Source organism: Pontibacter arcticus, assembly GCF_003284895.1.
Taxonomy (GTDB): Bacteria; Bacteroidota; Bacteroidia; order Cytophagales; family Hymenobacteraceae; genus Pontibacter; species Pontibacter arcticus.
Window position 1 is genome coordinate 406,805 of sequence record NZ_QMDV01000001.1, and the last position, 15,113, is coordinate 421,917.

The 15,113-nt window shown below is 46.7% G+C and carries 12 protein-coding genes; 6 read left to right on the forward strand and 6 right to left on the reverse strand.

Annotation, left to right across the window (positions count from 1 at the left end; translation table 11 throughout):
• Nucleotides 1–107: 107 nt before the first annotated feature.
• From DP923_RS01830 to dapF, 5 genes are all read right to left on the reverse strand, one after another.
• Nucleotides 108–617, reverse strand: a complete 510-nt coding sequence (locus DP923_RS01830) for a sporulation protein (RefSeq protein WP_112303867.1) — start codon at nt 615–617, stop codon at nt 108–110.
• Entirely contained in the window at nt 610–1,272 is a 663-nt protein-coding gene (gene deoC, locus DP923_RS01835; RefSeq protein ID WP_112303868.1) for a deoxyribose-phosphate aldolase, read from the reverse strand. Before deoC ends, DP923_RS01830 begins: the two co-directional genes overlap by 8 nt.
• A gap of 136 nt (nt 1,273–1,408) precedes the next feature.
• On the reverse strand, nt 1,409–4,783 hold the full coding sequence (gene secA, locus DP923_RS01840; RefSeq protein WP_112303869.1) for a preprotein translocase subunit SecA: 3,375 nt from the start codon (nt 4,781–4,783) through the stop codon (nt 1,409–1,411).
• 567 nt (nt 4,784–5,350) lie between these two features.
• Entirely contained in the window at nt 5,351–5,866 is a 516-nt protein-coding gene (locus tag DP923_RS01850; RefSeq protein ID WP_112303871.1) for a GNAT family N-acetyltransferase, read from the reverse strand.
• Between the two features lie 277 nt (nt 5,867–6,143).
• The gene (dapF, locus tag DP923_RS01855; RefSeq protein WP_112303872.1) at nt 6,144–6,917 is read right to left on the reverse strand and encodes a diaminopimelate epimerase; all 774 of its coding nucleotides are present in this window, start codon (nt 6,915–6,917) and stop codon (nt 6,144–6,146) included.
• Nucleotides 6,918–7,021: 104 nt separating this feature from the next.
• Here dapF and DP923_RS01860 point away from each other — a divergent pair, with 104 nt between their 5' ends.
• From DP923_RS01860 to DP923_RS01885, 6 genes are all read left to right on the forward strand, one after another.
• Complete coding sequence (locus tag DP923_RS01860; RefSeq protein ID WP_112303873.1) at nt 7,022–7,915, forward strand: class I SAM-dependent methyltransferase; 894 nt, start codon at nt 7,022–7,024, stop codon at nt 7,913–7,915.
• Between the two features lie 181 nt (nt 7,916–8,096).
• Nucleotides 8,097–8,441 carry a DUF6970 domain-containing protein gene (locus DP923_RS01865; protein ID WP_112303874.1) on the forward strand — a complete coding sequence of 115 codons (345 nt, stop codon included), beginning with the start codon at nt 8,097–8,099 and terminating at the stop codon, nt 8,439–8,441.
• Between the two features lie 77 nt (nt 8,442–8,518).
• Nucleotides 8,519–9,718 (forward strand): erythromycin esterase family protein, encoded by a 1,200-nt coding sequence (locus tag DP923_RS01870; RefSeq protein ID WP_112303875.1) that lies wholly within the window; start codon nt 8,519–8,521, stop codon nt 9,716–9,718.
• Between the two features lie 478 nt (nt 9,719–10,196).
• On the forward strand, nt 10,197–10,610 hold the full coding sequence (arr, locus tag DP923_RS16920; protein ID WP_394341171.1) for an NAD(+)--rifampin ADP-ribosyltransferase: 414 nt from the start codon (nt 10,197–10,199) through the stop codon (nt 10,608–10,610).
• A gap of 92 nt (nt 10,611–10,702) precedes the next feature.
• Nucleotides 10,703–11,641 (forward strand): Ppx/GppA phosphatase family protein, encoded by a 939-nt coding sequence (locus DP923_RS01880; protein WP_112303877.1) that lies wholly within the window; start codon nt 10,703–10,705, stop codon nt 11,639–11,641.
• Between the two features lie 43 nt (nt 11,642–11,684).
• Nucleotides 11,685–12,476 (forward strand): DUF5602 domain-containing protein, encoded by a 792-nt coding sequence (locus DP923_RS01885; RefSeq protein ID WP_112303878.1) that lies wholly within the window; start codon nt 11,685–11,687, stop codon nt 12,474–12,476.
• Between the two features lie 62 nt (nt 12,477–12,538).
• Here the strand turns inward: DP923_RS01885 and DP923_RS01890 are convergent, their stop codons facing one another.
• Complete coding sequence (locus DP923_RS01890) at nt 12,539–14,908, reverse strand: tetratricopeptide repeat protein (RefSeq protein WP_239020905.1); 2,370 nt, start codon at nt 14,906–14,908, stop codon at nt 12,539–12,541.
• Nucleotides 14,909–15,113 lie beyond the last annotated feature (205 nt).

The window sequence follows — 15,113 nt, forward strand, 5'->3', positions numbered from 1 at the left end:
TACTTTAGAAATGGCTTGTATACCGGCTGTTAAAGATAGTAAAATAAAAAAACGCTGCGACCACGGCGGGCCACAACGTTTTATACTTTGTAAGTATACTTTTGCTGTTAGTTTTTGATGATGTTGATCTGGTCCTGCACGATCTGGGCATTCGGCATCAGATCGGTGATCTGGTTAAGGACTTGCTGGGCTTCTATGCGGGTAAAAAAATCGCCTACCTTCAGCCTGAAATTGGGTTGGGTATAGGTCAGGTAATCTTTTACTTCGGGCACGCGGTACAGCACTGCTTTGCGCAGCTTCATAACGGTTTCGCGCTCTGAGCCGTTGTAAGCCAGAATTCTGTAGCCCTGCGCATAACGGATGGTTTTGTTTGAGGCACTAACTGCCGTCATCAGCTCCGCTACCTGATCGTTTACATGGTTGGTGGGCGTAACAACTGCAGTTGCAGTGCTGGCTTCTGCTACCGGGTATTTCGGGCGATACGCGCTCAGGTCTTCTTTTATACTTGCTTTGCCAGCTGCTTTATCAGTAGCCGTTATTGTACCACCCGAAGAGGAGGCACAGGCTGTTGTAAGTATAAAGCTGAAGGAAAGTAAAAGGCTTGTCAGTTTATTCATGATCTACAATTTGTATACTAGCCGAACAGCCTAAACGGTCTGCACCTGCTCTGATTAACGCTTCTGCATCGGCAAATGTTTTTATGCCACCGGCGGCCTTGATTTTCATAGTTGCAGGCAACACCCGGCGCATTAACCGTACATTTTCTAAAGTGGCTCCGGCACTGGCAAAACCTGTTGAGGTCTTTACATAATCTACACCGGCAGCGGCACAGATTGCACAGGCTTTTTCGATTTCCTCAGAAGTAAGCAGCGCTGTTTCAATGATAACTTTTAACTCTGCGTTGTTCAGGTGGCAGAAGTTGGCCAGGTCGCTTAGCTCGCTTTCTACTTCTTTATACTTCCCGGATTTGAATGCAGAGATGTTCATCACCACATCAATTTCACTGGCTCCGTCTGCAATGGCCTGGTGCGTTTCCAGAAGCTTAACCTTGGCGTGCTGATAGCCTAACGGAAACCCAACTACCGTGGCAACTTTTACCATTGTACCCGGCCCCAGCCTTTCAACTGCCAGCTGCACATAACACGGTGCTATGCAAACTGCTGCAAACCCATACTGACGCGCTTCGTCGCAGAGCAGTTGTACTTGCTCGGCGGTGGCCTCGGGGCGTAACTGGGTGTGGTCTATGTAAGAAGCAAGATCTGCTATGGCCATTTGTCAAGTATAAATTCGATCTGTATACGTCCGGAAATTTCTGCAAAGATAGCTAACCAAACACCACAGCGCTACTACGTACTGCCATTAAAAACAACAGCCATTAACTTTTGGCTAATGGCTGTTGTTTTTTGTTTTACTCTTCTATCAGAACGCAGCGGTTGTTCAGCAGATCGTCTTCTACTGTTTTATACTTTACGTCCTTCAAAACGCGGCCATCACTGTACTGCACGTTTACGCGGTCGTTACGGCCGGCAATTCTTTCTGCATGTACCGGCATCATGCGCGATGGCTCAGGAGCCTGCATGGAAGTCTGCCCGTCTTCATTTTCCAGTGACGAATGTATTTCTGCTTTCTGCTCCTGCAACACAGGCGCTTTTGGTGCCATCGGCGGTCGAACCGGCTCCTGTACCTGCTCTGGTGCCTGAATCGGAATATAAGCGTGGAACAGGAAGTTGATCGTTTCTTCGTTTACTTTTCCGATCATGCGCTTGAACAACTCAAACGATTCGAATTTGTAAATCAGTAACGGATCTTTCTGCTCGTACACCGCATTCTGTACCGATTGCTTCAGGTCGTCCATCTGGCGCAGGTGGTCTGTCCAGGCCTGGTCGATGGTGCCTAAGGTGATGATCTTCTCCATTGCCCGGATCAGCTCAGCACCATGCGATTCGTACGTCTTTGTCAGGTTGGCAACAGCCGTAAGCTGGCGCTTTCCATCTGTAAATGGTACGGCAATGTTCTCGATCATCGGCCCACGGTTCTGGTGGATATCGGCAATAATCGGGAAGGCATGCTCGCCGGTTTGCTTGTTTCTGGTCAGGTAATAGGTAAGCGCTTCGTTGTAAAGGTTCTCTGCCAGTTTATTGGCCGGCAACGATTTAAACTCCTGCTCGGTTATCTTCGGCTCCATGCCGAACACACGGATGCTGTGCAGCTGGAAGTTATCGTAGTCATTGCTGTTTTTATAGTTCAGCACCATGTCTTCGCTGATATCGTAGATCATGTTCCAGATGTCCAGTTCCAAGCGCTCGCCATACAGGGCGTTACGGCGGCGTTTGTACACCACTTCACGCTGTGCGTTCATCACGTCATCATACTCCAGCAAACGCTTACGCTGCCCAAAGTTGTTTTCTTCTACTTTCTTCTGAGCACGCTCGATAGAATTCGTGATCATGGAGTGCTGAATCACTTCGCCTTCTTCCAGACCCATGCGGTCCATCAGTCGGGCAATTCTATCCGATCCGAACAAGCGCATCAGGTTATCTTCCAGCGAGATGAAGAACTGCGAAGAACCTACATCCCCCTGACGACCGGAACGACCACGCAACTGGCGATCTACACGGCGGGACTCGTGGCGCTCTGTACCAACAATGGCCAGACCACCTGCCGCTTTCGACTCTGGTGTAAGCTTAATATCCGTACCACGACCGGCCATGTTGGTGGCAATGGTTACAGTACCCGGCTTACCAGCTTCAGCCACAATTTCGGCTTCTTTCTGGTGCATTTTGGCGTTCAGTACCTGGTGCTTTATCTTACGCAGGGTAAGCATACGGCTCAGGAGCTCCGAAATCTCAACCGACGTGGTACCAACCAGCACAGGCCGGCCGGCTTCCGTTAAGGCTACAATTTCGTCTGCTACGGCGTTATACTTCTCGCGGGTGGTTTTGTATACTTTGTCGTGCTCGTCTTTTCTTTGGATCGGGCGGTTGGTAGGTATAACCACTACATCCAGTTTGTAGATATCCCAGAACTCGCCTGCTTCTGTTTCGGCAGTACCCGTCATACCAGCCAGTTTGTGGTACATACGGAAGTAGTTCTGCAGCGTAACGGTAGCGTAAGTTTGTGTGGCGTCTTCTACCTTCACGTTCTCTTTCGCTTCAATCGCCTGGTGCAAACCATCCGAATAACGGCGGCCTTCCATCACACGGCCCGTCTGCTCATCTACAATCTTCACTTTATTATCCGGGGTAACGATGTACTCGGTATCCTTCTCAAATAAAGTATAAGCTTTTAATAATTGGTTGATAGTATGGATACGCTTCGATTTCTCCTGGAAATCTGCAATAAGGGTTTCTTTGGCGTGCAGTTTATCTTCTGCGGCAAGTACTTTATCGTTTTCGATGTTAGCGATCTCCGTTCCGATATCTGGCATGATAAAGAAAGTCGGGTCTTCGCCCTGGCCTGTAATCAGGTCGATGCCTTTCTCGGTCAGTTCGATCTGGTTATGCTTTTCGTCGATGGTGAAGTATAACGGTTCATCGGCTTCCGGCATCTGGCGGGAGTTATCCTGCAGGTAGAAGTTTTCGGTTTTCTGAAGGATGGCGCGGTTACCCTGCTCACTCAGGAACTTGATTAGCGGCTTGCTTTTTGGTAAACCACGGTACGCTCTGAACAATGATACACCACCTTCCTGAGTATTACCTTCTTTGATGAGGCGCTTGGCTTCTGTCAGGAAGTTGTTTACTACTTTACGCTGCGCCTCCACCAGCATCGAAATGCGTGGCTTCAGTTGGTAAAATTCATGCTCATCGCCACGCGGGACCGGACCGGAAATGATCAGTGGCGTACGGGCATCATCAATTAAAACGGAGTCAACCTCATCGACCATAGCATAGTGGTGCTTGCGCTGCACTAAATCCTGCGGCTCGCGGCTCATGTTATCGCGGAGGTAATCGAAACCGAACTCGTTGTTGGTACCATAAGTAACATCGGCGCGGTATGCGTTACGGCGGGCTTCCGAGTTTGGCTGGTGCTTGTCAATACAATCGATCGTCAGGCCATGGAACTCAAATAAAGGAGCCATCCATTCCGAGTCACGCTTGGCCAGGTAGTCGTTTACAGTTACAACGTGCACGCCACGGCCAGACAAAGCGTTCAGGAACGACGGTAGTGTCGCCACCAATGTTTTACCTTCACCTGTGGCCATCTCAGCAATTTTACCCTGGTGCAGCACAACGCCACCTATCAACTGTACATCGTAATGCAGCATATCCCAGGTAATTTCGGTGCCGGCAGCTTCCCATTTGTTCAGCCAGATGGCTTTGTCGCCTTCTATCCTTACATTGCTTTTATGGGATGCCAGTTCGCGGTCTCTTTCATTGGCTGTAACAACAAGCTGTCCGTTCTCTTTCCAGCGGCGGGAGGTTTCTTTTACAATGGCAAATGTTACCGGCATTACGTCCATCAGCACTTTTTCAAGGCTTTTGTTACGCTCTTTTTCCAGGTTATCTATCTGCGTAAAGATGGCTTCTTTCTGCACAATATCCAGCTGCGTTTCGTCGGCTACACGCTTGTGCAAAGCGGCTATCTGCTCATCGATCGGCTTTAAGAAAGCATCTATGGTGCCTTTTACCTCAATGGTTTTCTGGCGGAGCTCATCATCTGAAAGCGTGCTTAACCGCGCATATTCTGCATTTATAATAGATACATAAGGTAAAACTTCCTTTATATCTCTGTCGGATTTGGTTCCGAATAGTTTCGCAACGGTTTTACCGAAAAAATCAAACATCTGTATGTGGTGCTTAAAATGAAATCCTTAGTTCGCAATATCATCAAAAATAAGGTGTTTTTCTGATATTTCTAATCTCTTGCACTAAAACAATACCATAATAACACCTTCGCGTAGTTACTGCCAAATTTACAGGCAAAGTATAGCTGGTTTGCTATTTACTGGTTTTGCCTGCAAGGCGCTGTGCCAGAACAGGTAAGTTTGGGGTGAGTTTATACTTTGCGCGTAGCTTATGTCTTTTTAACTTTTAAAGTATAAGTTGTATGGTTGGATTTTTCGCTCCAAGTCCGCTGGGACTCGTTCTCGGGCTTCGCGCTGTTTACTTGAAGCTTGCCGGGGGTAGGGGCCCTCTATTCGCTCCGCTGCGGGCTGCCACTGGCGTGGCACCGCAACAAGTAAAAGGCGCTCAACCCAAGAACTGGGATAAGTTTTTTTTCTTAGATCAGCTTAAATTTTTATTCTCAATAAAGTATGAATTATACTTCTGTTTAAAGCAAATGTCTTTGACGGAGCTAACTCCCCTCCTTTTTTCAAGGAGGGGTGCCGCAGGCGGGGTGGTTAACTAGATCAAAAAACACGCTGCATTTCCACTACATCGTCCCACCCATCGGGTGTGCGCAACCATTGTTTCCGGATGCCTACCTGCTCGAAAGCTGCTTTGGTGAACAGGTTTATACTTGCCAGGTTGTTGGTGGTAACCGAACAATAAACCTGGTGCAGTTGCAACGTTTGCTGGCAGTATTGCAGTAATAGTTTAAGGGCATCAGAAGCATGGCCGTTGCTGCGGTGTTCTGCCAGTATCATTACGCCAATGCCGGCACGGCGGTGGAGCGGGTCAAAATCGAAAAGGTCGATGGCACCTACGGCTTCGTGGTTCTGGTTGCAGATAACGAGGCGCAACTGCTTGATGGTATAAAGATCGAGGGCTGCGTTTTCGAGGTATTGCTCCAGCACAAATTTAGAGTAGGGCATCAAGGTGTTGCCAATATGCCAGACCGTCACATCGTTTTCCAGGGCGTACAGGAAATCGATGTCGCCGGGCTCTAAGGCCCGCAGAAAAGTATGGTCTGTTTTCAGGAACACGTGCGTCTGGGTTTAATTTATATTTTATAAATACCTTTTTCAAAAAGAGGCTAAAACTTAGAACACAATCATTAAATAATATCTGCCGCGAGTTTTCAACTCGTGGTTTCTCATAACAGCAAGCTTTCAGCTTGCGTGAACCAATAGCAATTTCAATTTATACCTGGCCATACTTACGCAAGTTGGAAACTTGCTCCATAAATAACCACAAGATAAAATCTTGCGGCAGGCAATATATTTATACAGCACCCACAAGAGGCCATACATTTATACCTGGCTATACCGGAACGGTGCCGCTAAACACCAGTTTGGCCGGCCCGATGAGGTAAATGGTTTTAAAACCGGCTTCGTTTTCTACAAAGGTTACCTGCAAATCGCCGCCAGGTGTTTTTACTTTAATGGGGCTACTGAAACCGTTGCGGCTGGCAACCAGTGCGCAGGCCGTTACGCCTGTCCCGCAAGATAAGGTTTCGTCTTCCACGCCACGCTCGTACGTGCGCACATAGATCTCATCTTCGGCTAGTTTCTGAACAAAGTTAACATTGGTGCCTACAGCGTTAAAGCGTTCGTTGTAGCGTATAGCGCGGCCTTCCGCAAATACATCCAGCGCCTGCACATCGTCTACAAAGCGTACATAATGCGGTGAGCCGGTGTTTAAGTAATAATCCTCCCCTACTTGCTCTATTTCTTTCACATCGTTCATGTGCAGCAGGATCAGGTCGCGTTCTATACTTGCCTGGTGCTCGCCGTCGGCTGCCAGAAAGCAGGCTACATCTTCTATCACGCCCAGTTGCTTGGCAAAACGTACGGTGCAGCGCGCACCGTTTCCGCACATAGAACCCAGTCGGCCGTCGGCGTTAAAGTATACCATCTCGAAATCGTAGTCCGGGTGGTCCTGCAAAAGTATAAGGCCGTCGGCACCAATGCCTGTGCGGCGGTCGCAGAGGCTTTTTACAAGCGCTTCGTCTTCGGATGGAAAACTAAGTTTACGGTTATCGACCATCACAAAGTCGTTCCCCGTGCCCTGGTATTTATAAAAGCTTAATGGCATAATATCTAACGTATAAAACAGCAAGTGCGCGCCTTTTTCAGGTTAGCCGGATTAGTCGTACTTTTGCCTGACGGGGCACGCAGCCTCTTTTAAACCACAAAGATATGTATTCCTTTCTTACAACAGAAAACTGGCCTGATTACGAACTGGTAGACAGCGGAAATTTTGAGAAACTGGAGCGTTTTGGCCCCTATTACATTGCCCGCCCTGAGCCGCAGGCCATCTGGGACAAGCACCTGCCCGCAACAGAGTGGCAGCGTATGGCCCAGGCCACCTTTACCCGCGACAAAGGCAGCCAGGAAAAAGGCCAGTGGAAACTGAAGAAGGAAATGCCCGAGCAATGGTACATCAATTACCAGTACAACGACCTGAAGCTGCGTTTCCGGTTGGGTTTATCGTCTTTTAAGCACGTGGGCCTGTTTCCGGAGCAGGACAGCAACTGGAAGTATATTTACGACACCACCCGCCAACTCAAGACAAAACAACCCAAAGTACTGAACATGTTTGCCTATACCGGCGCTGCCACATTGGCTGCCAAAGCCGCCGGCGCGGATGTAACGCACTTAGATTCTATCAAACAGGTAAACTTCTGGGCCCGCGACAACATGGAAGCCAGCAACCTGGACAACGTGCGCTGGATTGTGGAAGATGCCATGAAGTATGCCCGCCGCGAAGTAAAGCGTGGCAACAAGTATAACGGCATCATCCTGGACCCACCCAGCTATGGTCGCGGCCCTAACGGCGAAAAATGGCAACTGGAAGAAGAACTGAATGAGATGATCAAGCTTTGCCGCGACATGCTGGATGGCACTGATTATTTCCTGCTGATTAATTTATACTCAATCGGCTTTTCGGCGATGGTGCTCGATAACCTGATGCGCCTGACTTTTGGGGAACAAGTAAAGAACGAAGAGCTCGGCGAGTTATACTTGCACGATAGCGGCGACCGTAAGTTGCCGCTGGGGACTTTCTTCAGGTTTAGTTCTGTAGGGAAATAGTCCGTTGCAGAAGTATACTCGCCCGAACGATTACGTTGTCGGTCGTTTTCTACAAAAAGCGTTTGTTTATTACTTATATCCCGGAGTTGGCAGTTAATTTATTAATATATGCAACCAAATGGCTAAATAAAGAATCCTAAATAAACCGGTTAATAAATATACCTTTCGCCATCTTGAAATTATGAAAAAAGAAATTCTGACGTTGCTTTTTGCTATTTCATTTTTAACTGGTTGCGAGGACTTAGATATTGCTCCAGGAGTTCCTAACTGTCTTGAAGATAAAATAAAAACACTTAAAAAAATGTCCCCCTGTGATACTGGCAATTCTGTCAGAGAGTTTAGTTTCCAAGACGAAACAGTCTATGTTCTCAGTCCTGGAAATTGCCTTCGTGACGGCAGTGCCGAAGTTATAGATTCTGACTGCAACACTTTAGGAAAATTAGGAGGTCTTGCTGGAAATGACGAAATTAATGGAGTAGTTTTTCATACGAATGCAACCTTTGTTAGAACAGTCTGGGAGGATTGAAGGGTAAAACATCTCCTAACCACACCTTTACCGTAGCTACGCCACGGCAAAGTCGAGCCCGTTGAGCCGTTACTTTCATGAATAAAGAATTTATTGCTCTCTTTTTACTATTGTTTCTATTAGCTGGAGTATGCGCAGGGCAATCTTTGGCAGAGTTCAATAAACTTCCACAGCCAGACTCTCTGACCAATAGGGATTTTGAAGCTATTGCTCCGTTCTTTGGGAATAAGCGAGTTGTAATGGTAGGTGAGGCAAGTCATGGAGGGAGCGAGTTCTTTACTGTGAAGACAGCTCTCTTAAAATATTTAGTTGAAGAGAGAGACTTCAGGCACTTTGTATTGGAAGAGAACCTGGCCGTGTGCGAGAAGTTCAATGCCTTCATAGTAGGTGATCTGCAAACAGACTCCAAGAGTTTGGCTAAGGAAGCATACTACACATGGCCCTATCACACAGAAGAGTTTAGCCGGCTCCTGGAGTGGATGAAGGACTATAATGCCACTAAGACATCAGATAAAAAGATCAAGTTCTGGGGGATAGACATACAGTTTGCCTACCAGTCACTTCAGTTTCTTACCGAAAAGTTAAATAAGATTACAAGTACCAGTAAATTCACCATATCTGAAGTTCCCCGTCAGGAGCACTATACGCACCGAGTGGACGATTCAATGCTTGCTCATATTAAAACTATGGTTAACAAACTGGAGAGCAACCACCCAGACAAGGCAAATCTACAGCGGCATCTGGAAGCGGTGGAAATGAAGAACATTTATAGTAGTAAGCAGCGCGAAGGACTCTATCCGACCGAAGCCTCTAGTAGGTATCGTGACAGTTGCATGGCAGCAAACGTTGTACGAATTTATGATAGTGTCGGCAGCAGAGATAAGCTTATGGTATGGGCGCACAATGCACATGTTGTCAAGTCATTCAATACAACATACTATAAGGCTCCGATGGGAGCTTTCTTAAAGGAACTCATACCAAAAGAAGTTAAAATCATTGGCTTTGATTTTAGTCAAGGAGAGCTGCTTATGCATGTGCCTAATCAAGGGTTTAAGCCTGTTAGTATTAAACCTAGGGATGATCATCATTTGGCAAGGCTGCTGGATAAGGAGCGCTATGAGCTCATGTTTATTGCAAACTCAGAACGCAACAAACCTTTGTTCTCACGCCCGCTCTTCATGCGAAATAATCATGTCTTGGTAGAAGGAACTTATGGGGAGCTTTATGACGCCTTGTTTTTTGTAAATAGAGTGGGCGCCACTACTCCTCTTAAATAAAAGCCGTGGCTAACAAAGCACAAACGTCATGCTCGGCTGACGCCTCACCCATATTATGCACAAGCATGTTAGTGGTTATTGTAAAGACTATTCCATGCCATATCAACAAAAGGAACTTAAATTGATAATTAGCTAATATAAGTAGAATATGGAATTCTCGCCCTTCAACAATGTGGTAAAACTCTGTCTTCAAGGTATGGATATGGAAGAAAATGGTAAACCTGAAGAGGCAATCAAGCTATTTCAGAAGGGTTGGAACGAAGCGTCTAACAATTTTGAAAAATTTCTTGCAGCCCATTATATAGCCCGAATGCAAACAACTGCTGCCGAAAAATTAAAGTGGCTTGAATCAACTTTGCAGTTTGCTTTATCAACAAATAATGACTCCGTTAAAAGTGCTCTACCTGCTCTCTATTTGAATATTGCGAAATGCTATGAAGATTTACATGACACAAAGAAAGCAAAAGAGAATTCTGAATTGGCAATTTCATTTCAAAATAATCCTTCTGACAAAGGTCCCTTTTACCATGGCACGAAAGCAGATTTGAAGGTAGGCGATTATTTAAAGACAGGTGGTAATTCTAATTATAAATCTGAAATTAAAATGAACCATATTTACTTCACAGCCCTGGTTAACGGAGCAGGACTTGCTGCTGCATTAGCAAAGGGTGATGGGGTTGAACGAGTGTATATGGTTGAACCAACTGGCATTTACGAAAATGATCCCAACCTTACAGATAAAAAATTCCCAGGCAACCCGACTCGTTCATACCGTTCCGAGTCCCCATTGAAAATTGTAGGAGAAGTAACAGATTGGGTCCGGCAAACTCCCGAAGAACTTCAAAAATTTCGTGAAAAATTGGCGAATAATAAAGGAGAAATAATTAATTAAGCTGTGAAACAACCAACCGCTAACAATGTACAAACGGCAGACGGCCTCCGCCGCCATTTACTTAAGTCCGATATATAACAAAAACCCTCCCTATGAAAAAACGCCTCGCCCTCATCGATATGGGAACCAACACCTTTCACCTGCTTATAACCGAAGTAGATGAAAACGGCCAGCGCCACGATTTTGTAAAAACCAAAGTGCCGGTGCGTTTGGGGCAAGGTGGCATCAGCAACGGTGCTATTGCGCCGGAAGCCTACGAACGCGCACTGCAAACCCTGCAGGATTTTAAGCGCCAGATTGATGCCCACCAGGTACAAACTGTCAGGGCAATGGCGACCAGCATGGTACGCAATGCAGCGAACGGCGAAGCCTTTGTGCAGGATATTCTGGAACAGACAAGTATAAAAGTAGAAGTAATAGACGGCGCCCGCGAAGCCGAACTGATCTACTACGGTGTGCGCTCGGCTGGCGTGCTGGATGCACAAACGGCTTTGATCATGGATATTGGCGGCGGAAGCGTGGAATTTATACTTGCTAACAACCAGGAAATCTACTGGAAACAAAGCTTCGAAATTGGAGCCCAGCGCCTGATGGACCAGTTCTTTACCCAGGATCCGATCCCTGCAGAAAGTATAGCCGCCGAGAAAGCCTACTTAGCAGAGAGATTACAACCACTTACCGAGGCTATCGCGAAGTATAAACCCACTGTATTGGTAGGCTCGTCGGGTACGTTTGATACGCTCTGCGATATAGAGGCGCTGCGCAAAGGCGATACCTCGCGCCAGCAACATATACCGGCCGCTTCTGAACTCAGCCTAGAAGCTTATTACGCTATCCACGAAGAACTGCTCCGCAAAAACCACGACGAACGGCTGGCAATACCCGGTATGCTGGAAATGCGCGTAGATATGATCGTGCTGGCAAGTATACTGGTAGATTTTATACTTCAGACTTACAACTTAGATCAGATACGGGTATCGGCGTATGCACTAAAAGAAGGTGTGCTCCAAACTGTACTGCACGAAGTATAATCCGGGAATGTGTTCTATCTTTGCGCCTGTAATAATAGATCCAATGAAAATTAACAGAATTTTATTTTTCAGCCTGGCTGTTTCTTTTCTCGCTTTCACTACCGCCTGTGATAATGAGGAAGATACAAACCCTTTAGCCAACAAAACCCTGTATGGTAAAAGCGTGGCGATGGGAGACGGCACAGGCCGCACCTGGGCAACTTTTGATGTAAACGGCAAACCCCTGGAGGTAGGCGTAAGTATATCGGAAGAAGCCGTAAAAAGCCTGCCACAGGACGACCACTCCAATTATGAAGGCCACATTATCTATTATGAAATGGAGCTGCCTGCGGAAGTAAAGCAGCATACTCCTTTTAACCATGTAGTGGTAGACTGGAACCCGATGGGCCATCCGCCGGAAATTTACCAGGTGCCGCACTTTGATGCCCACTTTTACATGATCACGAGCGAGGACCGTAAGAAGATAGGCCCTGATAACCTGGACCCTAAAATAAAAGAGATTCCGGATGCCAAATACCTGCCAGCAGATTACATTGATATAAATGTAAATGTGCCGGAGATGGGCAAACACTGGCTTGATAAGTTTACGCCCGAATTTAATGGCCATCTGTTCAATCAGACCTTTATTTATGGCTCCTATGCCGGTAAAGTAAGTTTTTATGAGCCGATGTTTACGTTGGAATACCTGCAGACTTTACCAAACGATACGTATACATTAAAGCAGCCTGCCGATTTCCTGAAGCGAGGCCTTTACTACCCAACCAAGTATAGCATCCGCTACAACAAAGAGAAAAAAGAATACAACATCTCGATTGGTGAGATGCAGCTGAAATAAAAAAAGGCGCTTTAGAGAAATTCTAAAGCGCCTTTTTTTCTGAAGTTATACTTTGTGGGCTTTTAAGATTTCATCAATTTCCTGCGTTCTTTCTGGTAGGCCTTGCCCAGATTTTTAAGGTCTTTGCTGTTTTGCGTGTGCTGGGCTGCCAGCGTTTCTATACTTCCGGTTGCGGCACGCGCTACATCTTCGGTTGCAAGTTGCTTGCCAAGTTGCTCCTGTACTTTTTTGGTTTTGCGTTTGGCATAGCCTTTCACCAGCAAACTGTTTAAGAGTTGTATGGCTACCTGCTCCTCTCCTAGGGCTGCAAAATGATCTACTACCGCTGCTGTAAACGGCTGCTTCTGGTGTTCTTTCGAAAAGTTGAAAAGCGAGATATGGTCCAGGCCAAACCGATTCACTTTATCAGCCAGGTATACTTTCTCGGCTTCGGAATATAACGTAATAGCTTCAAGATAACGGTTTTTAGCGACCTGTCTGTTTATATCTTCCAGTTTCTGCTGATACGCTACGGCTGGCGCAATGGCTGCCCGGGCATCAGTTGCCGTAAACGAGGCAATAGTACAAACCGTATTTGCTTCTGCTATTTTGATGGCTGCACGATACGCCTGGTCGGCGGCGATGAATTGCTTTTGCTGCGCTAACGCCTTACCATTCTGGAAATGTTTGTCGTAAAGCGCCTGTGCATTCAGGCATTCCTGGGTAAAAATCCGTTCGCGTAGCAGTGCATTTTGTATCTGCACATCTTTGTCCTGTTGCAGGGCATAACGGTTTTGCAGCGCCGTTGCCTCAGCAGAAGCATTACGCGCATCAGCCAGTTTGTTGCCTTGTGCCAGTTGGTAGCCTTCGGTTAATTTCAAAAGTATAACGGGTTTAGCTGCTTTTTTAGCCAGTTGCTGTAGTTCGGGTATAGGCTTGAACGTATACTGTTGCTCCAGTTCCAAGGCTTCTTCAAACTGCTCCAGGGCTTCGGTGTTGTTTTGCTGGCTCAAACTGCGTTTACCCCCATCAATGTACTGCAAGTAAAACTGAAACTTTACCTGGTTCTGCAACTCATCTGCTCCGCGTTCATCCTGCAAAATAATAGCATACTGCTCCTGAAACTGAAAAGCATCCGCCACTACACGCTCGGCACCGGCCAAATCATTTTTAGCTAGCAACTGTTTGCCTTCCCTTAACATGTTCCGGTAAGCGCCGGTTGCAGCACGGGCTTCGCCATCATTTATAGCAGGCAGGTTGCAGCGTAAACCGCCAATAGTGCTGCAGAAAGCGCGTGCATCGTTATAAGCAATTAAGGCTGTACGGTAATCGCCACGGCTGTTCAGGCTATTGCCCTCACTGATAAACAACGTATAAATATCGTGTGCCAGGCCCATTGCCATTTCTTCTGTCTGGCGGTCGGTGCGCATTTTGGTAAGTATGTCGCGGGTGCGGCCTGCTGCTTCACGTACGCTACCAGCGGTAAAATCGATGCGGGCCAGTTGCAGGTGTGCCGGTGCAAAGGCAGAGTTTACTTCCACTGCTTTTACAAAGTAAGTATGTGCCAACGTATGGTTTCCCCTGCCTAAGAGTGCATAACCTTTGTTGTAAAACTGCTGATCTAAAGTTGCCAGTGCATAGTTTATGGCTTTGCGTTTTTCTTCCAGCAGTTCGTTTACCTGGCGTAGGTTTGCCAGCATTTGCTTCGGGTCGTGCTTCTGCAGGTTCAGTTTTTCTCTGAGTGGCGCTACTTTTATACTTTCTGCTTTCTCTTCCAGCGCACGCAGTTCGCGGTCCTGTGCCCGCAATATGTCCACATCGCCGGGCTGTATGCGCTGGCCTTCTTTAAACAAGGTTTGCACAGTTGCATGCGCAGCATAATATTCTTTTATCAGATCGAGCCGGGCCTGCACACGGGCGCTGTTGCTATACACCAGCTCTTTCTCCACTATTTGCAACGTATAATTTTGCGCTTTTGCTGAATCGGGCACGAGCACATCCAGCAACACCACTTCATTTTTAGCAAGGGCTATACTTTCAGAAAAGGTTTTCAGGACACGGCCACCACTTAACAGGTTAATTTTATAAGTGATCTTATCCGGATAAAGCGCATCGGCCAACTCAAAATCCCGGAAGGTAACATCGCCTGCAGTTTCCAGTTTAGTGAGTTTTACGTTAAGCTGTAATTCGTTTCCCTGGTTGGCAATGCGGGCCTGCTGCTCAAAACGAAGTATAAATTCGGGCATCCGGTTTGGTCGGCCACCCCCTTTTGCAACTACCTGGTTTGTCTTCAGTAAATTGATAATGTTATTTACAGCCGCCTGGCTGTTGCCACCTCCGTTGTATTTCAGGAGGTAAGCTTCTGGTTTTGTTTCTTCGAAAACCAGTTTGGTTTGCGCCTGCGCCATCAGCACCAGGGCAAAACACCACAAAGAAAGTATAGTTCTTTTCATAGGTAAAGTATGAGTTGCGTCCATTTTAGCTTTTACCAAATTCTGAGCCACATTTCGGATGCAAGTCCTAAAGTATAGAAAAAGAAGAATATTTCTGAATGGCCTGCGTTATATCAGATCCCAGTAAGTAAAGTCGATGTTTTGGAAAGTGATGCTAACTGCGGCTTTGCTGTGATAATTTATTTAATTTGCCGCTCTAACTTAG